The sequence below is a fragment of the Proteus penneri genome, from assembly GCF_003144535.1.
Classification (GTDB): domain Bacteria; phylum Pseudomonadota; class Gammaproteobacteria; order Enterobacterales; family Enterobacteriaceae; genus Proteus; species Proteus penneri.
The window spans coordinates 124,646-150,508 of sequence record NZ_PHFJ01000001.1 but is presented as its reverse complement, the minus strand read 5'-3'; the positions used below and the strand labels follow the sequence as shown (position 1 = coordinate 150,508).

The following is a 25,863-nucleotide window of genomic DNA, read 5'->3' as shown; positions in this document are numbered from 1 at the left end:
CCTAATCAATATTCCTACCGCTCAAGAAACTTATTCTATTCTAGCAGAAGTTACTGTATGTCTGAATGATATGATCTTTATCATCAGGATAATTTTTTCTGATGATAAACTGATCCTACCACATAAAAAAAGCAGGCAATTATGCCTGCTTTCTTTGATTTATACATCACAATAATGATAAATATTATTCTTCGTTCGCATCATCAGCTAAATCTGAATCAGGTGCTTCTGATAACTCTTCGTCAATAACTTCATTAACTTCATCGTCATCTAATGCATCATCTTCATCTTCGACACGTTGCAAACCAACAACTAATTCACCTTCTGTTGTACGAATTAAGGTAACACCTTGTGTATTACGTCCAACAATGCTGACTTCAGAAACACGTGTACGAACTAATGTACCCGCATTGGTGATCATCATGATTTGGTCAGTTTCTTCAACTTGAATCGCACCAACAACTTTACCGTTACGCTCACTCACTTTAATAGAGATAACGCCTTGTGTAGCACGATTCTTCGTTGGGTACTCGCTTTGTGCTGTTCGTTTACCATAACCATTTTCAGTGACAGTTAAAATATCACCGTCACCACGAGGAATGATTAGAGAAACTACTTTGTCGTCATCACTCAGTTTCATACCACGAACACCTGTCGCAGTACGACCCATTGGGCGAACACAGTCTTCTGCAAAGCGAACCACTTTACCATCAGCAGAGAACAGCATAACTTCATTAGTGCTATCGGTTAAATCAACACCGATTAACTCATCACCTTCATTTAAATTAACAGCAATGATACCGGCACTACGAGGACGGCTGAAATCTTGCAAAGGTGTTTTCTTCACGGTTCCGCTTGCCGTCGCCATAAAGACAAACTTGCCTTCTTCATACTCTCTTACAGGCAAAATAGCAGTAATACGTTCATTTTGCTCAAGAGGTAACAAATTAATAATTGGGCGACCACGAGCACCGCGACTTGCTTCTGGTAACTGGTAAACTTTCATCCAGTAGAGACGACCGCGACTTGAGAAACATAAAATCGTATCATGGGTGTTAGCCACTAATAGACGATCGATAAAGTCTTCTTCTTTAATTCTTGCTGCTGATTTACCCTTACCGCCACGACGCTGTGCTTCATAATCAGTAAGCGGTTGATATTTAACGTAACCTTGATGAGAAAGTGTTACAACAACATTTTCTTCATTGATCAAGTCTTCAATATTAATATCAGCCGTATTTTCAGTGATCTCAGTACGACGTGGATCATTATATTGATCTTTAATCGCATTTAGCTCTTCTCGAATGACTTCCATCAAACGCTCAGGGCTTCTTAAGATATGCAGTAATTCAGCAATTTGAAGCAATAAGTCACGATATTCATCTAACAGTTTTTCATGTTCAAGGCCGGTTAGTTTCTGCAAACGCAGATCCAAAATAGCTTGAGCTTGTTGCTCTGTTAGATAGTACTTACCGTCATGCACACCATATTGTGGTTCTAACCATTCAGGACGAGCAACGTTGCTGTCACCAGCACGCTCTAACATAGTAGAAACACTACCTAAATCCCAAGGCTGTGCAATTAATGCCGCTTTTGCTTCTGCTGGATTTGGTGCTTGACGGATCATTTCAATAACAGGATCAATGTTCGCCAAGGCAACGGCCAGTGCTTCTAAGATATGAGCACGATCACGCGCTTTACGTAATTCATAAATAGTACGACGAGTAACAACTTCACGACGGTGACGAATAAAGGCAGAGATAATTTCTTTTAAATTTAATAATTTAGGTTGACCTTGGTGAAGCGCAACCATATTAATACCAAAAGAAACCTGCATTTGTGTTTGTGAGAATAAGTGATTTAATACCACTTCACCCACAGCATCACGTTTGATTTCAACGACAATACGCATACCATCTTTATCAGACTCGTCACGTAATCCGCTAATACCTTCAATACGTTTATCTTTAACAAGCTCTGCAATTTTTTCAATTAAGCGAGCTTTATTCACCTGATAAGGAATTTCTGTCACGATAATAGTTTCGCGACCTGTTTTCTCATCAGTTTCGATATCAGCCTGAGCGCGGATATAAATTTTTCCGCGACCAGTACGGTATGCATCTAAAATTCCTCTGCGACCATTAATAATAGCGGCAGTCGGGAAATCAGGCCCCGTAATATGTTCCATCAACTCTTCAATCGTGATGTCTTCGTTATCAACGTAAGCAAGGCAACCATCGATAACTTCGCCTAGGTTATGTGGAGGAATGTTTGTTGCCATCCCTACCGCAATCCCTGAAGAACCATTGACTAACAAGTTTGGAATACGGGTTGGCATTACTGCCGGAATATGTTCTGTTCCATCATAGTTAGGAACAAAATCAACCGTTTCTTTTTCCAAATCCGCCAGCAGTTCATGGGCGATTTTCGCCATACGAACTTCGGTATAACGCATTGCAGCCGCCGAGTCACCATCAACTGACCCGAAGTTACCCTGCCCGTCAACCAACATGTAACGCATAGAAAAAGGCTGTGCTAAACGAACAATCGTTTCATAAACAGCACTGTCACCGTGCGGGTGATATTTACCGATAACATCCCCAACAACACGGGCTGATTTTTTATAAGGTTTATTCCAATCGTTTCCTAGTACATTCATCGCGAAAAGAACTCGGCGGTGTACTGGCTTCAGTCCGTCTCGAACATCGGGTAATGCGCGTCCTACAATAACAGACATCGCATAATCCAAATATGAGCTTTTCAGCTCTTCTTCGATATTAACTGGTGTGATTTCTCTGGCAATGTCGCTCATGGAGCCACTGTCCCTCATACTACGGATTCAAAGGTTTAGAACTATACCACAAATCGCCAATTTTTGGAAAAAGGAAACAACTAAATTAATGATCCTTTCGCTATTCTCTTCGATTTCACCGTCTAACGTTGGTAGAATCATGACAATATGAAAATAGGAGTAATACTTTCTGATGAATGATAAAACAACCTCTTTACATGCTAACGTGGATCAGCATGAAATCGACAAGTTTGAAAGCGTTGCATCACGCTGGTGGGATCTTGAAGGTGAATTTAAGCCATTACACCGCATCAACCCACTAAGACTTAACTATATCCAAGAACGCGCTGACGGCTTATTTGGAAAAAAAGTCCTCGATGTTGGCTGTGGTGGCGGTATCTTATCTGAAAGTATGGCGTGTGTCGGTGCCGAAGTGACTGGCCTTGATATGGGCACAGAGCCATTACAAGTTGCACGCTTGCACTCACTAGAGTCAGGTATTCCTGTGACTTATATTCAAGATACCGTTGAAAACCATGCAAATGAAAACCCACAAACTTACGATGTTGTCACCTGTATGGAGATGTTAGAGCACGTTCCAGACCCATCTTCTGTTGTTAGAGCCTGTGCAAAACTGGTAAAACCTGGCGGGCATGTTTTCTTTTCAACCATCAATCGTAATAAGAAAGCGTGGCTAATGCTGGTGGTAGGTGCAGAGTATATTCTGAATATGGTACCTAAGGGCACACATGATGCTAATAAGTTTATTCGCCCGTCAGAATTACTTAGTTGGGTCGATGAAACCGATTTACGTTGCAAAAATATGATTGGTTTACATTATAACCCGATCACTGACAAATTCAGATTAGCGCCAAATGTCGATGTGAATTATATGGTGCACACACAATCGACACATAACTCGAATTCATGAAACCGAAAGTTTGATTTGGTCTAATAAAACATCAAACGATCACATTTTTTAAAATTGACTTTACATCGTTGCCAGTTGAATTTGTGTTTCTTACTGCCTGTATTTATGCAGGGTACGGGCAGTTGTTAAAAAATTTATCCCCTATTTATCCACAGAAACAATCCGATTTGTACACTTGATCAATCTCTCAATTACCTTTATCTTGTTATCACCATTTGAACCAACCCCTATATATTGTGTTTCCTTAAATTTCACACCACAAGACTCCTTGACATAGTTTGTCATCGGGAGCGTTTTTTTTGCGGTATAAAATTTCAGGTAACACTCATGCAAGATAAGGTGCATCGCTCATGAATCATAGCCTGCTTGTCACAAAACGTGATGGTCATAAAGAACGCATTGACTTAGACAAAATTCACCGTGTTATCGCCTGGGCCGCTGAAGGTCTAGAAAATGTCTCAGTATCTCAAGTTGAATTACGTTCTCAGATTCAGTTTTATGATGGTATCAAAACTGCTGATATCCATGAAACGCTGGTAAAAGCTGCTGCAGACTTAATCTCTGGTGATACACCTGATTATCAGTATCTCGCTGCCCGTCTTGCCGTATTTAATTTACGTAAAAAAGCGTATGGCCAATTTGAGCCACCTAAACTGTATGATCACGTTAAAAAATTAGTCGATTTAGGCAAATACGATCGTCATCTTCTTGAAGATTACACACAAGAAGAGTTCGAACAGATGGATAACTTTATTGTTCATCAACGTGATATGAATCTCTCCTACGCGGCGGTTAAACAGTTAGAAGGCAAATACTTCGTTCAAAACCGTATTACAGGTGAAATTTACGAAAGTGCACAGTTCTTATATGTTTTAGTCGCGGCTTGCTTGTTCTCTCGTTATCCACAAGCAACACGTATGGACTATATCGAACGTTTCTATAATGCGATTTCAACCTTTAAAATCTCATTGCCAACACCAATCATGGCTGGAGTAAGAACTCCAACTCGTCAATTTAGCTCTTGTGTTTTAATTGAGTGCGACGATAGCCTTGATTCTATCAATGCGACATCAAGTGCCATTGTAAAATATGTTTCTCAACGTGCGGGTATTGGTATTAATGCAGGTCGTATTCGTGCATTAGGTAGTGCTATTCGTAATGGTGAAGCATTCCACACTGGTTGTATTCCGTTTTATAAACACTTCCAGACCGCGGTAAAATCTTGCTCACAAGGTGGTGTTCGTGGTGGTGCAGCAACCTTATTCTATCCATTATGGCATTTAGAAGTTGAAAGTCTGCTGGTACTGAAAAATAATCGTGGTGTTGAAGATAACCGTGTTCGTCATTTAGATTACGGCGTTCAGTTAAATAAATTAATGTATGAACGTTTAATCAAAGGTCAGGATATTACTTTATTCAGCCCTTCTGATGTTCCAGGTTTATATGATGCATTCTTTGCTGATCAAGATGAATTTGAACGTCTATATGTGCAATATGAGAAAGATAAGAGCATCCGCCAAAAACAAGTTAAAGCGGTTGAGTTATTCTCATTAATGATGCAAGAACGTGCCTCAACTGGCCGTATTTACATTCAGAATGTTGACCACTGTAATACACATAGCCCATTTGATCCGGCTGTTGCACCAATTCGCCAATCAAACTTATGCTTAGAAATTGCACTACCCACTAAGCCATTAAATGATATTAAAGATCCTAATGGTGAAATTGCACTGTGTACATTATCTGCATTTAACTTAGGCGCAATTGAAAATCTTGATGATTTAGAAGAACTGGCTCGTTTAGCCGTTCGTTCACTGGATGCACTATTAGACTACCAAGATTATCCAATCTTAGCGGCAAAACAAGGTGCAATGGGTCGTCGTACCTTAGGTATTGGTGTTATTAACTTTGCTTATTATTTAGCAAAACACGGTGTTCGCTACTCTGATGGTAGTGCAAATAACTTAACCCATCGTGCATTTGAAGCAATTCAATACTATTTATTAAAAGCATCTAATGAATTAGCGAAAGAACAAGGCGCATGCCCATGGTTTAATGAAACCACTTACGCTGAAGGTATTTTACCTATTGATACCTATAAAAAATCATTAGATGTTCTGACAAAAGAACCTCTGCATTACGACTGGGAAGGCTTACGCAAAGACATTAAAGAGCACGGTTTACGTAACTCAACTCTGTCTGCACTGATGCCATCAGAAACCTCTTCACAGATTTCGAATGCGACCAATGGTATCGAGCCACCTCGTGGTTATATCAGTATTAAAGCCTCTAAAGACGGTATTTTACGTCAAGTGGTTCCTGAGTATGAGCGTTTGAAAGGCGCTTATGAATTACTGTGGCAAATGCCAAGTATTGAAGGTTATTTGCAGTTAGTGGGTATTATGCAAAAATTCGTTGACCAAGCGATTTCAGCGAACACTAACTACGATCCTACTCGTTTCCCTAGCGGTAAAGTTCCAATGAACCAACTGCTGAAAGATTTGCTGCTCGCTTACAAATATGGTGTAAAAACACTTTATTATCACAATACCCGTGACGGTGCAGACGATGTACAGGGTGATCTGGAAGAAGTCGTTGAGACAGAAGATTCAGATTGTGAAGGCGGCGCGTGTAAAATTTAATTGAGGAAGCTATGTCTTATACTACTTTTTCACAAGTTAAAAATGATCAACTTCAGGAGCCCATGTTTTTTGGGCAACCTGTTAACGTAGCGCGTTATGATCAGCAAAAATACCCTATTTTTGAAAAGCTAATTGAAAAACAGCTCTCTTTCTTCTGGCGTCCAGAAGAAGTGGACGTTTCTCGTGATCGTATTGACTACAATGCGTTACCTGATCATGAAAAACATATTTTTATTAGTAATTTAAAATATCAAACTCTGTTGGATTCCATTCAAGGAAGAAGCCCTAACGTGGCATTCTTACCTTTAATCTCAATCCCTGAGTTAGAGACATGGGTTGAAACATGGTCATTTTCTGAAACCATTCACTCACGCTCTTATACTCATATTATTCGTAATATTGTTAACGATCCGTCAGTTGTGTTTGATGATATCGTTGAAAATGAAGAAATTTTAAAACGCGCGCGTGATATTTCTTCTTATTATGATGAGTTAATCAATCTGACAAACCTTTATCACATGTATGGTGAAGGCGAACATCAGGTTAAAGGCAAAACGGTTCATGTCACGTTACGCAAATTAAAGAAACAGCTTTATTTGTGCTTAATGAGCGTTAACGCACTCGAAGCAATTCGTTTCTACGTTAGCTTTGCCTGTTCATTTGCCTTTGCTGAGCGTGAACTGATGGAAGGTAACGCGAAAATCATTAGACTCATTGCTCGTGACGAAGCGCTACACTTAACAGGTACACAGCACATGCTGAATTTACTGCGTTCGGGTCAAGATGATCCTGAAATGGCAGAGATTGCAGAGGAATGTGAGCAAGAGTGTTATGACCTGTTCGTTGAAGCTGCTGAGCAAGAAAAAGAGTGGGCTGAATACCTATTCTCTGAAGGCTCAATGATTGGTTTAAATAAAGATATCCTTTGTCAATATGTTGAATATATTACTAATATTCGCATGCAAGCAGTGGGTCTTAAATTACCATTTAAAGCACGCTCTAACCCTATTCCATGGATCAATGCATGGTTAGTGTCTGACAACGTTCAAGTTGCGCCTCAAGAAGTTGAAGTCAGTTCTTACCTTGTGGGTCAAATTGATTCACAAGTTGATACTGATGACTTAAGTAACTTTGAACTGTAATACTGAGAAATAACACCGATACGTTATGGCATCTCATAAAGTGACCCTGCATCAGCAGGGTCTTTCAAAACCTTTAGAATTTCATACTGACACCCATCCTTCTTTGCTTGATGCATTAGAACATGGGAAAGTTGAAGTCGAATACCAATGTCGTGAAGGCTATTGTGGCTCTTGTCGTCTACGTTTAGTGAAAGGCAAAGTCTGTTATAGCAACGAGCCTTTAGCATTTATCCAGCCTGATGAAATCTTACCTTGTAGCTGCCATCCCATCAGTGATATTGAAATAGAAATTTACTCTGAATAATTTGAATTATCTTAATTTAAGCTTTTTTCTAACATTCTTGTTCAACTTTGACTAAGGTTAAGTTAACACAGTAAAAAAAGGAAAAGCATTATGAAATTAAAGTCTATTTTCTCAGTCATGGCTATTTCTACATCAATTTTGCTCGTTGCTGGCTGTTCCAGTCCACAAAAAATTGAAACCGTAAATGGGGAAACAATTTTAACGACAGATAAACCCCAAGAAGATGAAGCAACGGGATTAATTACCTACAAAGATGCAGAAACTGGGCAGCTCAAACAAATTAATCGAGATCAAATAAGACGAATGGTAGAACTTGACGATTAATGCGCTTATAAACTTTTCTCTTAAAGCGCCAATTCATTTTTATGATTGGCGTTTTTTTATTCACAACATCTTTTTTGTAAATAAATCATTACACTAAACGTAATTAAAATTTGACAGAAATTTACCATTCTTATACTCTGCATTTTTAAGTAAATAAATAGTCTAGTGAATAGAGGATCTTGTGAAGAATCGCACTATAGGCAGTGTTTTTATTGTTGCAGGAACAACAATTGGGGCAGGTATGCTGGCAATGCCACTGGCTGCTGTGGGTATTGGCTTTAGCACGATGATGCTATTGCTTGTTGGTTTATGGTTATTGATGAGTTATACCGCATTACTTCTGGTGGAAGTTTATCAATACAACGACCCTCATACTGGCCTTGGTTCTATCGCAAAACGCTATCTCGGTATAGGTGGTCAAGTCATCACTGGGCTTGCACTATTGTTATTAATGTATGCGTTAACCACTGCTTATATTAGTGGTGCGGGTGAATTGCTTTCATCTACCCTATCCTCTTGGATTGGCCATAAACTCTCTGTCACTCAAGGTATTATAATCTTTACAGTGATTGGCGGAGCTGTAGTCGGAATTGGTACAACATCGGTTGATATAATTAACCGTCTATTGTTTACCGCAAAAGTTTTCTTCCTCATATTTATGCTAATTGTGATGTTACCTCACGTTGAGTCAGTAAACTTAACCTCAATGCCTGTGGCGTATGGGCTTGTTCTTTCTGCTATTCCTGTTATTTTTACCTCATTTGGTTTTCACGGCAGTGTGCCAAGTATCGTCAGCTACATGAATGGCGATATTAAAAAGCTACGTATTATCTTTATTACTGGTAGTGCTATTCCACTTATTGCTTATATTTTATGGCAAATGGCCACATTAGGCGCCATCCCAACAAATACTTTTATGGGGATCATGGCGCAACAATCTGGATTAAATGGTTTACTGACAGCAATTCGTGATGTTGTTGCTACTCCTCGCGTAAATATTGCTGTTAACCTATTTGCTGCATTAGCTTTGGCTACCTCATTCCTTGGTGTTGCATTAGGTCTATTTGATTATCTTGCGGATTTATTTAAACGCAGTAATCGTGCAACTGGACGTATGCAATCCAGCTTATTAACCTTTGTTCCACCTTTAGTCTGTGCACTCTATTTCCCTAACTTTGTTCAAGCATTAGCCTATGCCGCTATTGCACTGTCGATCTTAGCGTTACTTCTACCGGCTTTATTAGTATGGAAAGTTAGACAAGAACAAAATAGTGTAGATAAATACAAAGTTAAAGGTGGAAACGGTGCATTAGGTATTGTATTTATTTGTGGACTGGTAGTTATTGGTATTCAAGTTGCTATCACTTTTGATGTATTACCTCAAGTTGGCTAACATCCTTTCTGATATAACTGTCTTATAGACAATAAAAAGCAGGTGTTAATTTAGACACCTGCTTTTTTTGATTCAGATCTAGCGTCTGGATTAGAAACTTAAGCCTGCACCCACATAGAAACCATCAGCTAATTTATTATTGCTTCTATTATGTGAGTTTTCGATTTCAATCACACGATAACCAGCATTAACATGCAGTGGTTTAAATACCGTTAATTGTGCACCCACATCAGCTTCATAATAAGATTTGCTACCGGAGGTTAATCCTTCAGGAGATGCATAAGCTTCGCCATATAAGCTTAAAGAAGGTAGAACATTCCAGTTAAGTCCAACGCCCCCCGCTAAAGCAGCACCATCATCACCATTTTTGGGTGATAAATAGAGCGCTTTACCACCAACACTTGCTGAAAATGGCCCTAAAGGCAAAGCAAACTTCGCACCTAAGCTACCTAATTGACCATCATGATCACTACGCGCCCAGTTTCCATTAAAAGAAAGGCCCGCATTAGGATCACCTAAACCAGCGCGAACATCAGTATAATGTTTCCCTGCTTGAATATTCATTGATACTGCATTGGCATTTCCAGCCACAAACAACGCACTTATCGCACCGACCAATAAATATTTTTTCATTGTTATTACTCCAGCAAATAATTGTCCCAATATATAATTATACAATAAATTTATTAAACAACTTGAGTCAAAATTGAAAGATAATCTGTAGAATTATCAATCTATGTAAATAAGTTACGTCTATCAATATTATTGGTCTAATTGGTTTTATTAATGAGTTCAATATTGCTAAAGTGGAAATACAGTCAATATTAACCATAATAAGTATAAGGCTGCTCGCTTCGTTTTATTCACACGTGCTGTTTTTTTAGAACGTTTAATATTTCATAAACTGGAGATATGTGATGGAAAAGAAAAAGCTAACAACGGCGTCAGGCGCACCTGTCGTAGACAATAATAACTCGATGACAGCAGGCCCTCGTGGTCCGATGTTACTTCAAGATGTCTGGTTTTTAGAAAAACTAGCTCACTTTGATCGTGAAGTTATCCCAGAAAGACGTATGCACGCAAAAGGCTCTGGTGCTTTTGGTACATTTAAAGTCACTCACGATATTACAAAATATACTCGTGCTAAAATTTTCTCTAAAGTGGGTAAAAAAACAGAAATGTTTGCCCGCTTCTCAACAGTGGCTGGTGAAAGAGGTGCCGCAGACGCTGAACGTGATATTCGTGGTTTTGCGTTAAAATTTTATACTGAAGAAGGTAACTGGGATATGGTGGGTAACAACACCCCTGTTTTCTACCTTCGTGATGCGCTGAAATTTCCAGACTTAAACCACATTGTAAAACGTGATCCTAAAACTAACCTACGCAATATGGCATACAAATGGGATTTCTTTTCTCATTTACCAGAATCATTACACCAATTAACCATTGATATGAGCGACCGCGGTTTACCACAAAGCTATCGTTTTATTCACGGTTTTGGTAGCCATACTTATAGCTTTATTAATAAAGATAATGAGCGTTTCTGGGTTAAATTTCACTTCCGTTGCCAGCAAGGCATTAAAAATCTGATGGATGATGAAGCTGAAGCACTGGTAGGTAAAGATAGAGAAAGCTCACAACGTGATTTATTTGATGCGATTGAACGTGGTGATTTCCCTCGCTGGAATTTACAAATCCAAGTAATGCCAGAAAAAGAAGCGTCAAAAGTCCCTTATAATCCTTTTGATTTAACTAAAGTTTGGCCTCATGCTGATTACCCATTAATCGATGTAGGCTATTTCGAGTTAAATCGTAACCCTGAAAACTATTTCTCTGATGTAGAGCAAGCGGCATTTAGCCCCGCTAACATTGTTCCGGGTATTGGTTTCTCCCCAGATAAGATGCTACAAGGTCGTCTATTCTCTTACGGTGACGCACATCGTTATCGTTTAGGTGTTAACCATCATCAGATCCCAGTTAATGCACCAAAATGTCCGTTCCATAATTACCATCGTGATGGTGCAATGCGTGTTGATGGTAATAGTGGTAGCGGTATTACTTACGAGCCAAATAGCGGCGGTATGTTCCAAGAACAGCCTAACTTTAAAGAGCCACCATTATCAATTGAAGGTGCGGCAGATCACTGGAACCATCGCGAAGATGAAGACTACTTCAGTCAACCTCGTGCGCTGTATGAATTACTGAGTGATGAAGAGCATCAACGCATGTTTGCTCGTATTGCAGGCGAATTAGTGCAGGCAAGTAAAGATACACAAAAACGTCAAATTGCCCTATTTAAGAAAGTCCATCCTGAATATGGCGCAGGCGTTGAAAAAGCAATAAAAGCGTTAGCAAAAAAAGACGCTAAATAACGGTATAATAAAAAGCCTTGTGAGCAACTCGGCACTCATGCCCCTAGTTAAAAGCTAGGGGCATATTTTTATATTAAAGAAATAGTCAATTATATGAATTAAAGACTTTTACTTTAGTATTGATTCGCTTAAAAATATTTTTTCCTTCTACGGATTTATTCTTATCTATCTGAAAAACCCCTAGAAACCGATATAATACTCGGTTAAGTTCATCTCGAGAATGAGCCATAACAATACGATAATCCCAATCCTCGATATAATTGTTATCAACTTCGAGACTCTCCTCCGTGATCCACTCACCATCAGGAGAAAGCTCATTATTCCAAACACCCGCATTATAAAGGCGAGGAAACCACACCATTATACGACCAGATAAACCAATCTCTCTTACAATATTTTCAGGTAATTTCCAACTACCAGACTGATGATGTCCTTTATTAATATAACCAAAGCATTCTAAAGCATCACGATGGTAGCGAAAAATAGCATGTGGCCCTACTTCAATAAAGCCTGCATCTATATGGCGTTTGGCTGTATATTGTGCGCTATAATCCCAAGGTATAAACTTCTTTTGTGCCTTTTGCTTTTCTTTAGTGTCTATAAGTAACTTAACAAATTCATCTATACTGGTATTTAACTGCTCTATAGTAACATTGCTAGCAGGGATCCGTTTTTCGATAAAACCAGTAGCTTCAATAATATCAAGTCGCCTCTTTGCATCCTTTTTTTTTAGCCTCATCGCTATCGTGATGCTCTTCATCTATTTCCAAATACAGAGCAAGTTGCGGAAAAAATAAATCAGCAAGATATATTTTATCTGGAGAATTTGCTTTTCGAATGCACTGCTGACAAACAAATTCAATTTCGGGGTCGTCTAATTTATGAAAGATACGATTGATAACATAATGTTCCCATCGTTTTTTAGTTATCTTTGAAAGGGAACGTAAAATATAATCTGTTTTACTCATAAGAACATCACATCAATTATCATAATAAAGTGAAATAAGCGTTCAATATTTAATAATAACAATTATATATCCTTAATAAGCATTTGCCCTTTCACCCATTCTTGCACTTGTTTGCGGGAAATTTTAATTCCACCATTTTTAAGGTTTTCAGGGAGTTGTAAACAAGCAACGGGTCGTTGAAATCCAGCTAAACGCGAATGATACCACTGCGGTAACTGATTGATTATTTCAATATCACTATCGACAACTGCGACTGGACGTTGCCCAAATTCTGCATCATCAATAGGAACAACAAAAGATTGGCTTACACTAGGGTGTGTATTGAGTATTTTCTCAATATCTTCTGGCTGAATACCCTCACCCGCACTAAAAAACAGATTATCTAATCGCCCTAAAACACACCATTCACCGGCGATAAAACCACCTTTATCTCGTGTTGAATACCATCCATCAGCTGTAAGTGATAACGGTTTTAATTTACCATCAAACCAATAACCTAAAGCAACGCTATCAGACATTATCTGGAGTTCATCATCCACTAACCTAACTTCTTTGCCTTGTAGTGGAAGTCCTACTCCTGCTTTACCATCTGCACGTTTCGCACAAACCGTCGATGCCATTTCTGTCATGCCATAACCACACCAGCATTGAATTCCCCAATGTTCTGCTGCTTGCGTTAGCTCAATAGGGATCATGGCTCCCCCTAATAAAACAGATTTTAAAGTAATAGATTGTTGATTATCTTGCTGCACTCTATTTTGTAAGAAACGCCATAGTTGTGTGGGCACTAAAGAAGCATGAGTACAACCCTGCAACGCATCCACGAATGGGTGCATTTCACGCACCACCAGCGTTGCTCCACGCAATAACCAGCGCCAAAGTATACCTTGCCCTGAAACATGAAATAGAGGCAAAGAAAGTAACCAGCTATCACCTTTTTCCAAAGGCATTAATGACAAAACACCCATTGCGCTGCGAAGATGAGCATCAAAGGTATGTACCGCAGCTTTGGGTAAACCTGATGAGCCTGATGTCAAAATAAGTGTTGCCATACGAGATGGCTCCCATAGAACATCATTTACTGTTTGAGTTTTATATTGACGTGACCTGTTACTTAGCTCAATACCACTAAAATCAAGCAATGTCGCCTTCAAATCTAGCGGTGAATCACTCAAATCAGCATAAAAATCAATACATAAGTTAGGCAATAATTCATCAAGTAAAGATTTTGGAAGCTGTGGATTTAAAGGTAAAACCTTAGCACCACATTGAAAAACAGCCAGTAAGGCAAAAATAAGATTGAGGTGATTTTTTCCACGCAACAGCACAGTGCTTTGTGTATTAACACCTTGTTCCATAAAATGGCTAGCTAACTGATTAATATGACAGCTTAATTGTTGCCATGTAATAGGCGAATTGCCTGAAATGATGGCCGTTTCATTTGGGCTAAATTGTGCCCAGTGATGCCACGGCCATTGTTTAAATTGAACTACTGTTGCCATACAGTCTCTAGCTGTTCAAGAGAAATAAGCGGAATATCCACATCTGGCCAAGGACGAATAAGCTGTTGCTTAATTAGATCAACGGTATCCAGTCCTGGAATGCTATTAGGCGTTAACCATTGTGCAATTCTTGCTAATTGAGTCAGCCCGAAGCTACTCTCAATGCTTGAACTAATAATAGCATCAAGCCCTAAAGCATGTGCTTGCTCAACTAAAGAGCGACAACGTTCAAGGCTTCCCACCAGTGTAGGTTTTATCACAATAGTAGTGACACCGGGTTGTGGTTTTACTTCAAACCCGTCATCTCGTACTGTTTCATCCCAAGCAATATTAATTCCTGTTGCTTGAGAAAAAGCCAGTGACTCTTCTGGTGTTTTGCATGGCTCTTCTAAGAATGCGATGCGATCACGCCATTGCGGATTAACATACTTCGCAAAACCTTCTGCTTTGGCTGGTGTCCAGCTTCGATTGGCATCGAGTCTGAGTTTTAAGTCAGGAATAGCTTCTAATAACAGATTAACGACGATCCCATCACGCACAGCTTCATATAAGCCCACTTTGATTTTAGCGACTTTTTCACCTTCCATATCATTAAGGCTTAAAATCAAATCATCAGGATCGCCATTACATAAAGGTGCAGCACGATAATTTGCGTCTTGTGGCAACGTATCATTAAGCTCTGCTAATGCACAGCTAATACCAAAAGCCACGCTTGGCAGTTCACTGTGCTCTGGGTTTTCACCCGCACACCAAGCTGTTAACCAAGATTGTGCAGCTTCTTGTGCTTGCTCTAAAGTTTCACGGCTAAACTCAGGAAGAGGTGAAATTTCACCCCATCCTTGTTTGCCATTTTGCTCTAAACAGACAAGAAAACCATCACGCGTTTTTAGCCTTTGATAGCGCAGAACAACGCCTGCATCTACAGGTAGGCTGAATGAATAGAGTTTGGCGTTTCTCATTATGGGTTACGTTTAAATCGAGTGAAATCAGGTTGACGTTTTTCATTAAAGGCGTTGCGGCCTTCTTGACCTTCATCAGTCATATAGAACAGCATAGTTGCATTACCCGCTAATTCTTGCAGGCCTGCTTGACCATCACAATCCGCATTTAATGCTGCTTTCAAGCAACGTAATGCCATTGGGCTGTTTTCCAGCATTTCACGACACCAACGAACGGTTTCTTTTTCAAGATCTGCATAAGGAACAACGGTATTAACCAAGCCCATCTCTAATGCTTCTTTCGCATCATATTGACGACATAAGAACCAGATTTCGCGTGCTTTCTTTTGGCCAACAATACGCGCCATATAAGATGCACCCCAACCACCATCGAAAGAACCCACTTTAGGGCCAGTTTGACCAAAAATAGCGTTTTCAGCAGCGATAGTTAAGTCACACATCATATGAAGCACATGGCCACCACCGATAGAATAACCGGCGACCATGGCCACAACAGGCTTCGGACAAGTACGGATTTGGCGTTGGAAATCCAACACGTTTAGATGATGTGTACCGCTCTCATCACGATATCCGCCGTAGTCTCCACGAATTTTTTGGTCACCACCAGCGCAGAATGCTTTTTCACCTGCACCCGTTAGAATGATAGTACCAATGGTGTCATCGTAACGTGCATCAGCTAATGCTTGGATCATCTCTTTCACTGTCAAAGGACGGAAAGCATTACGCACTTGCGGGCGGTTAATCGTAATTTTTGCAATGCCATCGACTGATTTATGATAGAGGATATCTTCAAAACCTTCAGAGCAATCCTGCCATTCAATCGGTGCATATAATTTTTCTTCGCTCGGGTAAAGCATAATTAGGTTCCTTTAACCAAAGAGGGATAAAACATGATTTATCACCGCAGCATAAGCCGCTGGCTGTGCCTGATGCGCATTATGGCCAGCATGCGGGATAGTCGTTAATGGCAGCGAATACCGCTGCGCAATAGATTGAAATTTATTATCTTTTTCACCACAAAGCCAAATAAACGGCAATGTGAGTTGCTGTAATTTAGTCACCAACCACGGTTGATAGCCCAAAGAAAGTGTCTCAAGGCTTTCAGCAATGCACGCCCCGCTATTATGGCGACGCTTCTCAATCAGTAATTGACGTTTTTCATCACTTAAATCAGCAAATACGGGTTGTTGATACCATTGTGTTAATACATCACTAATAGGTTCATTACGAAAACACTCAGCCCAACGTTTATCATGTGCAATGCGACTTTGTCTTTCTATTGCATCATTTAAACCTGGGTTGCCACCTTCTACAATCAATCCCATTAATCCTGTAGTATCACCAAAACATGCATGATACATCGAGATCCGGCCACCTAACGAGTAACCAATTAACCAATAGTGATCAATACCTTGCTCTTTTAGAGTGTCTGTTAGCAATGTACTCACTTCAACAAAATCTTTCGCGCTGATAGATGCAGAACCTCCATGACGAGGCAAATCAATCACAAGTGATGGATATTCATGGCAAGCCTGAATGACAGGCTCCCATTCACAACCTTCACCTAATAGCCCATGCAACCAAACTAACCAAGGCCCTTCATTATGGGTATTATATCGCTGACATGCTAAAGTCATGAGATGTTACCTGTTTTACCAACTGATTTAATGTTTTTGCGCCATCAGTATCATCAACAATTAATTCAATTAATGTCGTTATTGGCGCCCCTGTCCAGCATTCCTGAACAGTCGTTAACAGTGCATCCCAACTTGTTGGTGATACATAATGCAAACCAAACATTGCGGCCGCGTGTTTGAAATTTAGTGAATGAGGCATACAGTAAAAGCGTTCTCGCTCTGTCTCTGGCGTGGGTAACATAGAAAATATTTGCCCACCGTTATTATTCACTACGATAATAACATTAGGTGCATAAACTTGTTGATGTAACGCTAAACTATTTAGGTCATACAGTGCCGATAAATCACCCAAAATTGTTAATGTTGGCTTTTCTGTCGCACGGTGAACACCTGCAGATGTTGAAATTAAGCCATCAATACCACTTGCTCCTCGATTGCTCATCACAGGATACCCTTGTGGTAACTGAGCAAATGCATCGATTAATCGTACTATCAGACTATTGCCAACAAATAATTGCCCATCATTAGGAAGTAATTTATCTAATTGGTGAGCAACCAGTGCTTCACCAAAATAATCGGTTATTTCACTGACTTTTTGATAGGTTTGTTTGGCTATATGAGCTAATGCATCAGTCCACGGTGAATTATCAACCGCAGGATGTGCCATTAACCACTGCATAGGTGATAATGTAAATTTCTCACCTCGATGATGACCGGGATCTAAGCGTCCCGGAATAGGGTCAACAATCCAATAAGCGTTAGGAGAACATCCCACTTGCCATTGCAATAAACGTTTACCTGTTAAGCTTGAACCAAATTGAATAACGATTTCAGCTTGATTTAATTCTGATGTTATTTGAGGGTTATTCAACCATAAATCGGCACAAGGTAGTGGTTGCCCTGTTTGGGATAATACATCACCTAATAAAGGCCAACCTAATTGTGATGCCCATTTTGCGACTGCAACACCTTCTTCTGGGCTAATACGCCCTGCGATCACAACACCTTTTTTCTGGCGTAACTCATTCCATTGCGGATGTGTTGAAACTGCGTTAAAACGAGTTTCTTGTAGCCACGGTTTATCACTTTGCCACCAATCTCCTAAAACATCAGTCCATGGTGTCGATGTTTCAACATCATCACCATATAAAGGTTCTGCAAAAGGACAATTAACGTGTAATGCACCATGTACCAACGTATTCATGGCATTATCAAGGGTAGAAACTAACCAACTCGCGGAAATATCTGCTGTTGGTCTTGGTAAAGAGAGGGTTTGTGAAGGATGCGTTGCAAAAATACCTTGCTGTCGAATCGCTTGGTTTGCACCACAATCAATTAATTCAGGCGGCCTATCTGCGGTTAAAAAGATAACACGTTCACCGGTTAATCCCGCTTCAATCAAGGCTGGGTATAAATTCGCAACGGCTGTCCCCGAAGTTACAATCACCGCAACGGGTTCTTTGGTTGCTTTTGCCAACCCCAAGGCTAAATGACCAAGCCCACGTTCATCAAAATGTGTATGGCAAACTAATTTTTGATTGGCAGCCGCCGCTAGTGTTAAAGGGGTCGAACGAGATCCGGGGGCAATACAGATATGGCGCAAGCCATGACGAGTCAAAGTTTCGAGTATAACTTTAGCCCATTGGCGATTAAACGAACTATTAGACATTGATCATCCCAACAACGAAAACCTGCAATTGCTATTATAATATCTGTTACTAAATACTTTTCCTTAGCCTAGTTCAATGAACAGAAGTTTTCGTTAAATAAATCGTTAAAAAAACACTCAAAAAGTGCATTATTTAGGCTAATTATCCACTCTATTTTCAATGAGCTCTTTTTTATCGTTAAGAATAGGAATAAATAGCGTTAGTGTTCTAAAGGATAGCATCAATTAATTAACAATTAGCACTGGTTATTTAAAGAGTAGTACTAAATAACTGACATAAAAAACTACTCATCAAATTTTGATGATTACACTAATATTATTTAAACTGAGATTATCTGTAAGAATTAACTCTCTTTTTCCAACAATGTTCGTAGACCTGCTGCTTTATTTTCTATTTCAGTCCACTCTTGCTGAGGATCAGATCCTGCAACAACACCTGCACCAGCGTATAAAGTTAAAGCATCATCATGCAATTCACCACAACGCAAACTTACTGCAAATTCGGCATGAGGAAGCGATAAATACCCCGCAGAACCTGCATACCAACGACGCTCAAAAGGTTCATGTTGACGAATAAAAGCACGTGCGACACTTCTTGGTAATCCACATACAGCAGCCGTTGGCTGCAATCGTTTTAAGCAATCGATATCATCAGAGTAAATTAACTTACCATGTATATAGCGACGAAGATGCTGCACTTTACGCAATCGGATAACATCTGCGGGTGAAACATCGATACCTTCTACACCGCCTTGTAATCGCTGACAAATATCATCGACCACAACGAGATTTTCATGCTGATTCTTTTTATCATTCATCAGCCAATCTGCAAATTGAGTGGCTTGCTGTTCGTTGTCAGAACTCGCCACAGTCCCCGCCAACGCCTCAGTGTAAAGCATCAACTCATCACGTTTATATAATCTTTCTGGTGTTGACCCCATAAATGCATCTGAAGATGAAAACGCCAGCATATAGTGATAACAATGATGATTAACATCACGACTGGCTTTCATAAACTGGATCGCTTTAAGCGGGTTATCCAATGTTAAACAAGTTGCTCTAGCAGGGACAACTTTTTCAAATAAACCTTGGTTAATCTCATCTAAGGCAATATTGAGATAGTGAGTCCACTGCTCTTGCGTTAAAGAGTGATTAACATGAGTGACAGAAACAGAAAGCGGTTCAATCTCTTCGGCTTGGTTTAATGTTTGCAGAAAATCTAATGTATTTTGCTTATCATCTTCATCCAACATATTTAGATGAACAGAAAGTTGTTGCTGGTGGCGTCTGATCTCAATGCGAGGTAAAAAAAGGTAAGCATCATCGCCTTTTATTTTGTCAATGCGACCAGGAATAATGGTATCCCACGCATTTAAGCCCCAAATACGCACATCATCAATATTTATATCAGACTGATGAGTTGCTAAAAATTGGCGAGCATCTTCAATATGATTGAAGCAACATAATTGCCCACATGCTGCCACTTCTTCACTCTCATCGCGGTGCTGCCAGTAAAATTGTGGATAATATACCTGAGCCGCAAGCCATGAGAGCAATGAAAATGAGACCTCTGATGGCAAGGTGACTTTCAAATGTAAAAGATTACCTTGTGCTGTCAGATTTATATTTTTAACTTTTTCGTACAGTGTCGAAAACACAGGATTAATCTTTTCCACTACCAATACCCACAACAAAATTAAAAAGGTGATTATACGTCTCTATACAAATTATCAAAGGGCTGATTAATTATAACCTTTGTCATTTATCAAAGTTTTGTATTTTTTATGTTACAAAGTAGAAGCATTAACTCGCACTTCTGAAATAACCAACAAATCGTCATTAGATAAAGTGGTAAAGATAAAAATTTTTATACATAAGTGAGGTTATATGGATACAACCGCCTTTGAACACATCGATAAGATCATTGAGACGTCCGATATTCCTAAGGTTGCTTTGGGGTTAATATTAGGTGTAGATATTGAAGATGGACGACTACCTGGTATTGTTACTTCTCATGATTTAATAAAAATAAAGTCTTATATTAATAAAGCACTTTCGCTTTCTTACAAAATAGATGATGTCATCAAATTCATTCATTATAGTGAAATAGATGAATCACAACTCTCACCTGATAATATTCTCTCTCTTTTTATCAAAATACGAGAACACGCTTTTGATTGGAATAAAATAGAATATAGTATTAAGCAACAAGCAATTGATTTAGAAATAATGGGTAGAGAAATCACTTCTACAGGTGAAAATATCATTGCATTTATCAATCAAATGCCTTTATTAACAAAAATATCCTCTGTTATAGAAGATCTTTCTGAACAAGAGTTAAAAAGTATCCAATATAAATCTCAAGATAAAGAAGTCGCAACACAACTTATTCATATTTTAGAAAGTATGAAAGAAGATATTGAGAATGAACGAAATAAAACCATTAAAATAAAAGATAGCTTATCGACATTTAGAAGTAAAATAATAGGTGGAAAAGACAGTCAAAATGTCGCTCACCCTTCTATCTATCATGAAATTCTGAATAAAAAACGATTTATTAATGAGTTTTATACTGAGAATAACAATTCTCTTATAGAAGAACGAGATTTATTGATTGAGGAAATTTCACAATTAAAAGATGAATATAAACACTATGTTGGCCTTGCTTTTACGGGACTCGCCGTAGGTATTATTGGTGTCATTATTACAGGAGGAATATTTGGTGCAAAAGCCGAAGTCATTCGTAAAAAGAAAAATGAGCTCATTGAAAAAGTAAAAACAATCAATATAAAGATCGATGTCTACGCTGGTTTGTCTTTGCATTTAAATACACTTTATATTGAATTATCAGAAATCGAACAATTTATTGAAGATACAAATATGGCTTTAGAGCATATTGAGTATGTATGGCAGGCGATATTAACAGAGATAGAAGCTTCAATAACTAACTTTAATAAAATTAACAATGCGTTAGAGTTGATAAAATTTAGTATTTATCTTGAGAAAATCATCACACCTTGGTACATGGTTATTGGTTACTCAAAGGAGATCTTGCTCTCTTTTGATAATGCGCTTTCTACGTTTTATTCATCAAATAGCTAACAAAAGGATATTGTTATGAACAATCATGAAAATCCCATTAAATTAAATCACCTCTTTGAACATAGTAAATTATTTCATGCATACAGAAATATTTTTTATTTAAGTAGTAGTAAAGGCTATATGGATAGTACACTAGAAGAAGAAACAACACAGCTTTTAGAAAGAAACAATAAGAGCATTGAAAATATTATTTACTTTTCTCTCAATATAAAAAATAGACTAAGACAAATTTTATTTAATGATATCTTAGAAACGGTTAACGAAATTGATAGAGAAATACAGGCCGGAAAAATTAACAATGAATTAAAGAATAAATTAAAAGAAGAAAAAAATGAAATATTAAAAATATTTTTTGATGAAATAGATGAAACAATAAATTCTATTAATCAACACAACCAGTATCTTTTATTTGAAATTAATGAATTAAAAAACAAATTTATCACAACTAAAATAACCCCTTTCATTCATGACAAAGAAAATAATATAAAAAAACTTACAAGTGAAATTATCAATTTAGAACATCAATCAGAGGAAACTAAAAAAGAACTTGATATTATACGTGATAGCGAAGATATTTTACATAAAAAAAATTTTTTCGACCTTTTTAAAAATTCGATACCTCAACTATCAGAAATTAATAATCTCAATATTGAAAAGCAAGAAAAAAATATTTTATCTTCCCTAGTAAAAATATTAAACAATTTGTTTTCTACATTAGATTATGGCTTTTCTTATACCAAAATAGTCGAAACTCGACATCAGCTTACTACACTTTATTTGGCACAAATAAAAAAAATTCATCAGTTAAAAAAAGAACAGAAAAATACACTTTTAAATTTAAAACATCATTACAAACTCGTTGATATTGATTATTTTCTTCATATCTTGATTAAACAGTTAGAGTTTTTATCTGAATATTGGAAAGAAATTATTTTGCAAATACACACACTAAAAAATAATAATTTATTAAATAAAGATATTATTATTCCTATATTTTCATTCTTAGATAGTTTTTCTTTATATTATGAAGAAGTTGAAAAATAAAAAACATTAATAATAACGAAAAAAAAACGGCTCTATAAAAGAGCCGCTCTTAGTTTGAATATCTAACTATTACGATTAATTTGCTACTGGTGCAATAATCGCGAAATTCGTTAGTTCAATTAATGGTTGTGGCCATACACCTAAAGCAATCACAACAATAACGCAGATTAATGCAACAAATGTCGCCATATTTTGTGATGTGGTTGCAACCACCGGTGTATTGTCATTGTCTGGTTTACGTAAGAAGACAATCGCGGCTGCACGTAGGTAGTAGAATAAACCTATCGCACTACCTAACACGACCATACCTGTTAGCCACCATAAGCTTGAGTTAATACCTGCAATAATGACATAAAGTTTACCAATAAAACCTAATGTAATTGGTACACCTGCCAGCGATAACATCATGAGTGACATCACCACAGCAACGACAGGACGGCGCCAGAATAATCCACGGTAATCTTCTAGTGAATCCATTTCGCTTTCGCGATAAGGACTTGAAGCTACTGCAATAGCACCAAACGCCCCTAAGCTTGCAAACAAGTAACCAGCTAAATAAATTTCAGCCGTTTCTTGCGCCAGCACAGGACTGTATTGCAATACAATTAATGCCACTAGCAGATAACCAAGGTGCGATACTGAAGAGTAACCCAGTAAACGCTTCACGCTCTTTTGCGTTAACGCCATAATGTTACCAAACAAGATAGAGGCAATTGCCATGAAACCTAAGATCATTCGTAAGGTTTCACTATCCGCAGCGGGTGCTTCAAGGAATAAACGCATCACAACTGCAAAAATACCAATCTTACTTGCAGTGGCTAAGAATGCCCCCGTTGGTGCTGGCGCACCTTGGTAAACATCAGGTGTCCACAGTTGGAATGGGAATAAAGATAATTTAAATCCAATTCCCACCAACATCATCCCTAAACCTGCAAGTACTAATGGTTTATGGATATTGCTATCACTTAAACTTTGTCCCATCGCAGTAAAGGAGAGATCCCCTGCTTCTGCATAGAGCAGTGCCATACCAAACAGTAAGAAAGAAGATGCTGCTGCCGAAAGCAGCATATATTTAATACCCGCTTCCAGTGATGGACGTTGTTGGAATGCATAACCGATAAGACCAAACAGCGGTAATGTCAGTAATTCAATACCAATAAACATCGATGCGAAGTGGTGGGCTGAAGAGAGTAAAATCCCTCCAATCACCGCAATCGCAATCAGCATGTAAAACTCTTCTTTGTTATCTTGATAGCCTTCTAACCAAGGATAAGCAAAAGCGATAGTACCAATACCCGAAAGAATAACTAGTGCAGTAAAGAAACTAGAGTATCCATCAACATGGTAAAGCGTGGTAACGTCCACTACACCTAATGCATTAACGTAATAGAGTGATCCCAGCGCAATGATGAAACCTGTTGCTGTCAAAGTGGCAATAGTGAAATGATCGCGTCGCCACGCAATGGACAGCATCACAACCACCACCGTCAATCCGACGATTAATAGCGGTAGCATTGCGATCAATTGTTCAGGAGTTATTGTCATGGCGAATTACGGCCTTACTGTTGAAATAGAAGCGGAATACCAAGTCTGGAGATTTTCCATCGCTGATGCCGAGGTGTCTAATACAGGTTGTGGGAAGAAGCCCAGAATAACCAGTAAAACGACCAAGGTGATCAGGATAAAGAATTCTCTCAGATCCAACCCTTTATAGGTTCTTTCAGCTGTTTTCGGTGAACCGTAGTAAGCCTGTTGCATCATCCATAGTGCATAAACAGATGCAAAGACTAAACCAAAGACCGAAATAATCGTGATCAGCTTAAAGTTGCCATAAGTACCAAATAGGATCATAAACTCACCGACGAAGTTACCTGTTCCTGGCATACCTAAAGAGGCAACCGCAAAGAACAGTGAAAACGCAGGTAAGAAACGGATGCTTTTCCACAATCCGCCCATTTGATTCATATCACGCGTACCTAAACGCTCATACAGCATGCCACACATGATAAACAGACCTGCTGCTGACAAACCATTGGTGATCATTTGAATAATCGCACCTTGATAAGCCAATACAGAGCCAGCATAAATCGCAATTACGATAAAGCCCATGTGAGAAATACTACTGTAAGCCGCAAGACGTTTGATATCTGTCTGACGAAATGCCAGTAATGCTGCATAAAATACGGTAATTAAACCTAACCACATCGCCACAGGTGCCAATAACGCTGACGCTTCTGGGAACAGTGGTAAGTTAAAACGCAATAAACCGTAAGCTGCTGTTTTTAACAAAATACCGGATAAGTCAACAGAACCCGCGGTTGGTGCTTCTGCATGCGCATCGGCTAACCAGCCATGAACAGGAACGATTGGCATTTTCACCGCAAATGCAGCGAAGAAACCTAGCATCAGGATAAATTGTAGCTCAGTACCTAATACGGTGTGTGCTTGTAATAAGGTATCATAGCTAAACGTCCAAATACCTGTTTCACGGTAGAAAGCAACCGCTAAACCGATAATGGCCAGCAACATTAACAGGCCACTTGCCTGTGTATAGATAAAGAATTTCGTTGCTGCACTGACGTGTGCTTTATCACTACTTCCTTTGTGTCCCCATAAAGAAATCAGGAAATACATTGGGATCAACATCATTTCCCAAAAGAAGAAGAATAAGAACAAGTCCGTTGCTAAAAATACCCCCATTACACCTGCTAAGATCCACAGCAGGTTAAAATGGAAAGCACCTTGTGATGGTTGGTTTTCACTCCACGAAGAGAGCACCGCTAAAATACCTAAAACTGCGGTCAAAACAGCCATCAGCAATGACATACCATCAAGTGCAAACTGGATATTGATCCCTAACGAAGGGATCCACGGCACAAAGTAATACTCTGTCCAGCGTGGCGCTCCATCAGCACTGAGTAGTTGATAATCGCCTTGCAACCAAAGTTGCACAGAAATAACGAGTGTTAATCCCATCGTCAGCAACGCAACCCAGCGAGGAACTTGCGAGCCGATTCGTTCAGCCTGCCAACTTAGCAGGCCACCGATGAAGGGAATAAGTATTAGCCAGGGTAATAACATGG

21 protein-coding genes are annotated in these 25,863 nt (G+C 38.8%); 9 read left to right on the top strand and 12 right to left on the bottom strand.

Translation table 11 applies throughout. The annotated features are described in order from the left end of the window. Window positions 1–184: 184 nt before the first annotated feature. On the bottom strand, window positions 185–2,812 hold the full coding sequence (gene gyrA, locus CUB63_RS00860; protein ID WP_072063156.1) for a DNA topoisomerase (ATP-hydrolyzing) subunit A: 2,628 nt from the start codon (window positions 2,810–2,812) through the stop codon (window positions 185–187). 172 nt (window positions 2,813–2,984) lie between these two features. Between gyrA and ubiG the strand changes: the two genes are divergently transcribed. The 6 genes from ubiG to tyrP all read left to right on the top strand — a co-directional run bounded on the left by ubiG (window position 2,985) and on the right by tyrP (window position 9,527). After that, complete coding sequence (gene ubiG / locus CUB63_RS00855; RefSeq protein ID WP_072063157.1) at window positions 2,985–3,722, top strand: bifunctional 2-polyprenyl-6-hydroxyphenol methylase/3-demethylubiquinol 3-O-methyltransferase UbiG; 738 nt, start codon at window positions 2,985–2,987, stop codon at window positions 3,720–3,722. A 350-nt stretch (window positions 3,723–4,072) separates the two neighbouring features. Further along, on the top strand, window positions 4,073–6,364 hold the full coding sequence (gene nrdA / locus CUB63_RS00845) for a class 1a ribonucleoside-diphosphate reductase subunit alpha (protein WP_109847256.1): 2,292 nt from the start codon (window positions 4,073–4,075) through the stop codon (window positions 6,362–6,364). Between the two features lie 11 nt (window positions 6,365–6,375). Then, a complete protein-coding gene (gene nrdB, locus CUB63_RS00840; RefSeq protein ID WP_006533276.1) occupies window positions 6,376–7,506 on the top strand; it encodes a class Ia ribonucleoside-diphosphate reductase subunit beta in 1,131 nt (376 codons plus the stop codon). A 25-nt stretch (window positions 7,507–7,531) separates the two neighbouring features. Next, entirely contained in the window at window positions 7,532–7,810 is a 279-nt protein-coding gene (gene yfaE, locus CUB63_RS00835) for a class I ribonucleotide reductase maintenance protein YfaE (protein WP_072063161.1), read from the top strand. Window positions 7,811–7,900: 90 nt separating this feature from the next. Then, window positions 7,901–8,134, top strand: coding sequence for a YgdI/YgdR family lipoprotein (locus CUB63_RS00830; RefSeq protein ID WP_006533278.1), 234 nt, complete (start codon window positions 7,901–7,903; stop codon window positions 8,132–8,134). Between the two features lie 181 nt (window positions 8,135–8,315). Then, window positions 8,316–9,527: a tyrosine transporter TyrP gene (tyrP, locus tag CUB63_RS00825; protein WP_006533279.1), complete on the top strand. Its 1,212-nt coding sequence runs from the start codon at window positions 8,316–8,318 to the stop codon at window positions 9,525–9,527. Window positions 9,528–9,617: 90 nt separating this feature from the next. On the opposite strand, the gene CUB63_RS00820 is transcribed toward tyrP, so the two are convergent. After that, complete coding sequence (locus CUB63_RS00820) at window positions 9,618–10,160, bottom strand: YfaZ family outer membrane protein (RefSeq protein ID WP_006533280.1); 543 nt, start codon at window positions 10,158–10,160, stop codon at window positions 9,618–9,620. 284 nt (window positions 10,161–10,444) lie between these two features. On the opposite strand from CUB63_RS00820, the gene CUB63_RS00815 reads away from it, so the two are divergent. Continuing rightward, a complete protein-coding gene (locus CUB63_RS00815; RefSeq protein WP_109399905.1) occupies window positions 10,445–11,899 on the top strand; it encodes a catalase in 1,455 nt (484 codons plus the stop codon). A gap of 85 nt (window positions 11,900–11,984) precedes the next feature. Here the strand turns inward: CUB63_RS00815 and CUB63_RS00810 are convergent, their stop codons facing one another. The 8 genes from CUB63_RS00810 to menF form a co-directional block, all read right to left on the bottom strand. Then, window positions 11,985–12,638 carry a hypothetical protein gene (locus CUB63_RS00810; protein WP_239996094.1) on the bottom strand — a complete coding sequence of 218 codons (654 nt, stop codon included), beginning with the start codon at window positions 12,636–12,638 and terminating at the stop codon, window positions 11,985–11,987. After that, the gene (locus CUB63_RS17640) at window positions 12,601–12,867 is read right to left on the bottom strand and encodes an AbaSI family restriction endonuclease (RefSeq protein ID WP_232240030.1); all 267 of its coding nucleotides are present in this window, start codon (window positions 12,865–12,867) and stop codon (window positions 12,601–12,603) included. The genes CUB63_RS00810 and CUB63_RS17640 overlap by 38 nt, the downstream gene beginning before the upstream one ends. Window positions 12,868–12,929: 62 nt before the next feature. Next, window positions 12,930–14,369 (bottom strand): o-succinylbenzoate--CoA ligase, encoded by a 1,440-nt coding sequence (menE, locus tag CUB63_RS00805; protein ID WP_006533283.1) that lies wholly within the window; start codon window positions 14,367–14,369, stop codon window positions 12,930–12,932. Further along, the gene (gene menC / locus CUB63_RS00800; protein WP_109847255.1) at window positions 14,357–15,328 is read right to left on the bottom strand and encodes an o-succinylbenzoate synthase; all 972 of its coding nucleotides are present in this window, start codon (window positions 15,326–15,328) and stop codon (window positions 14,357–14,359) included. Before menC ends, menE begins: the two co-directional genes overlap by 13 nt. Then, on the bottom strand, window positions 15,328–16,185 hold the full coding sequence (gene menB / locus CUB63_RS00795) for a 1,4-dihydroxy-2-naphthoyl-CoA synthase (RefSeq protein ID WP_023581739.1): 858 nt from the start codon (window positions 16,183–16,185) through the stop codon (window positions 15,328–15,330). The genes menC and menB overlap by 1 nt, the downstream gene beginning before the upstream one ends. 12 nt (window positions 16,186–16,197) lie before the next feature. Then, window positions 16,198–16,965: a 2-succinyl-6-hydroxy-2,4-cyclohexadiene-1-carboxylate synthase gene (menH, locus tag CUB63_RS00790; protein ID WP_109847254.1), complete on the bottom strand. Its 768-nt coding sequence runs from the start codon at window positions 16,963–16,965 to the stop codon at window positions 16,198–16,200. After that, the gene (gene menD / locus CUB63_RS00785; RefSeq protein WP_006533288.1) at window positions 16,940–18,634 is read right to left on the bottom strand and encodes a 2-succinyl-5-enolpyruvyl-6-hydroxy-3-cyclohexene-1-carboxylic-acid synthase; all 1,695 of its coding nucleotides are present in this window, start codon (window positions 18,632–18,634) and stop codon (window positions 16,940–16,942) included. The genes menH and menD overlap by 26 nt, the downstream gene beginning before the upstream one ends. A 344-nt stretch (window positions 18,635–18,978) precedes the next feature. Continuing rightward, entirely contained in the window at window positions 18,979–20,310 is a 1,332-nt protein-coding gene (menF, locus tag CUB63_RS00780; protein WP_109847253.1) for an isochorismate synthase MenF, read from the bottom strand. Between the two features lie 211 nt (window positions 20,311–20,521). Here menF and CUB63_RS00775 point away from each other — a divergent pair, with 211 nt between their 5' ends. Both CUB63_RS00775 and CUB63_RS00770 read left to right on the top strand, forming a co-directional pair. Continuing rightward, window positions 20,522–21,736: an alpha-xenorhabdolysin family binary toxin subunit A gene (locus CUB63_RS00775; protein ID WP_109847252.1), complete on the top strand. Its 1,215-nt coding sequence runs from the start codon at window positions 20,522–20,524 to the stop codon at window positions 21,734–21,736. 15 nt (window positions 21,737–21,751) lie between these two features. After that, window positions 21,752–22,780 (top strand): alpha-xenorhabdolysin family binary toxin subunit B, encoded by a 1,029-nt coding sequence (locus CUB63_RS00770; RefSeq protein WP_109847251.1) that lies wholly within the window; start codon window positions 21,752–21,754, stop codon window positions 22,778–22,780. A 75-nt stretch (window positions 22,781–22,855) separates the two neighbouring features. On the opposite strand, the gene nuoN is transcribed toward CUB63_RS00770, so the two are convergent. Together nuoN and nuoM are read right to left on the bottom strand one after the other, a co-directional pair. Then, window positions 22,856–24,325, bottom strand: coding sequence for an NADH-quinone oxidoreductase subunit NuoN (nuoN, locus tag CUB63_RS00765; protein WP_006533295.1), 1,470 nt, complete (start codon window positions 24,323–24,325; stop codon window positions 22,856–22,858). 6 nt (window positions 24,326–24,331) lie between these two features. Beyond that, the gene (nuoM, locus tag CUB63_RS00760) at window positions 24,332–25,861 is read right to left on the bottom strand and encodes an NADH-quinone oxidoreductase subunit M (RefSeq protein ID WP_109847250.1); all 1,530 of its coding nucleotides are present in this window, start codon (window positions 25,859–25,861) and stop codon (window positions 24,332–24,334) included. Between the last annotated feature and the right edge of the window lie 2 nt (window positions 25,862–25,863).

Excerpts from the sequence above, each read along its gene's own strand:
- gyrA (WP_072063156.1), bottom strand. The coding sequence starts at position 2,812 with ATGAGCGACATTGCCAGAGAAATCACACCAGTTAATATCGAAGAAGAG.
- ubiG (WP_072063157.1), top strand. The coding sequence starts at position 2,985 with ATGAATGATAAAACAACCTCTTTACATGCTAACGTGGATCAGCATGAA.
- nrdA (WP_109847256.1), top strand. The coding sequence starts at position 4,073 with ATGAATCATAGCCTGCTTGTCACAAAACGTGATGGTCATAAAGAACGC.
- nrdB (WP_006533276.1), top strand. The coding sequence starts at position 6,376 with ATGTCTTATACTACTTTTTCACAAGTTAAAAATGATCAACTTCAGGAG.
- yfaE (WP_072063161.1), top strand. The coding sequence starts at position 7,532 with ATGGCATCTCATAAAGTGACCCTGCATCAGCAGGGTCTTTCAAAACCT.
- CUB63_RS00830 (WP_006533278.1), top strand. The coding sequence starts at position 7,901 with ATGAAATTAAAGTCTATTTTCTCAGTCATGGCTATTTCTACATCAATT.
- CUB63_RS00820 (WP_006533280.1), bottom strand. The coding sequence starts at position 10,160 with ATGAAAAAATATTTATTGGTCGGTGCGATAAGTGCGTTGTTTGTGGCT.
- CUB63_RS00815 (WP_109399905.1), top strand. The coding sequence starts at position 10,445 with ATGGAAAAGAAAAAGCTAACAACGGCGTCAGGCGCACCTGTCGTAGAC.
- CUB63_RS00810 (WP_239996094.1), bottom strand. The coding sequence starts at position 12,638 with ATGAGGCTAAAAAAAAAGGATGCAAAGAGGCGACTTGATATTATTGAA.
- CUB63_RS17640 (WP_232240030.1), bottom strand. The coding sequence starts at position 12,867 with ATGAGTAAAACAGATTATATTTTACGTTCCCTTTCAAAGATAACTAAA.
- menE (WP_006533283.1), bottom strand. The coding sequence starts at position 14,369 with ATGGCAACAGTAGTTCAATTTAAACAATGGCCGTGGCATCACTGGGCA.
- menC (WP_109847255.1), bottom strand. The coding sequence starts at position 15,328 with ATGAGAAACGCCAAACTCTATTCATTCAGCCTACCTGTAGATGCAGGC.
- menB (WP_023581739.1), bottom strand. The coding sequence starts at position 16,185 with ATGCTTTACCCGAGCGAAGAAAAATTATATGCACCGATTGAATGGCAG.
- menH (WP_109847254.1), bottom strand. The coding sequence starts at position 16,965 with ATGACTTTAGCATGTCAGCGATATAATACCCATAATGAAGGGCCTTGG.
- menD (WP_006533288.1), bottom strand. The coding sequence starts at position 18,634 with ATGTCTAATAGTTCGTTTAATCGCCAATGGGCTAAAGTTATACTCGAA.
- CUB63_RS00775 (WP_109847252.1), top strand. The coding sequence starts at position 20,522 with ATGGATACAACCGCCTTTGAACACATCGATAAGATCATTGAGACGTCC.
- CUB63_RS00770 (WP_109847251.1), top strand. The coding sequence starts at position 21,752 with ATGAACAATCATGAAAATCCCATTAAATTAAATCACCTCTTTGAACAT.
- nuoN (WP_006533295.1), bottom strand. The coding sequence starts at position 24,325 with ATGACAATAACTCCTGAACAATTGATCGCAATGCTACCGCTATTAATC.
- nuoM (WP_109847250.1), bottom strand. The coding sequence starts at position 25,861 with ATGTTATTACCCTGGCTAATACTTATTCCCTTCATCGGTGGCCTGCTA.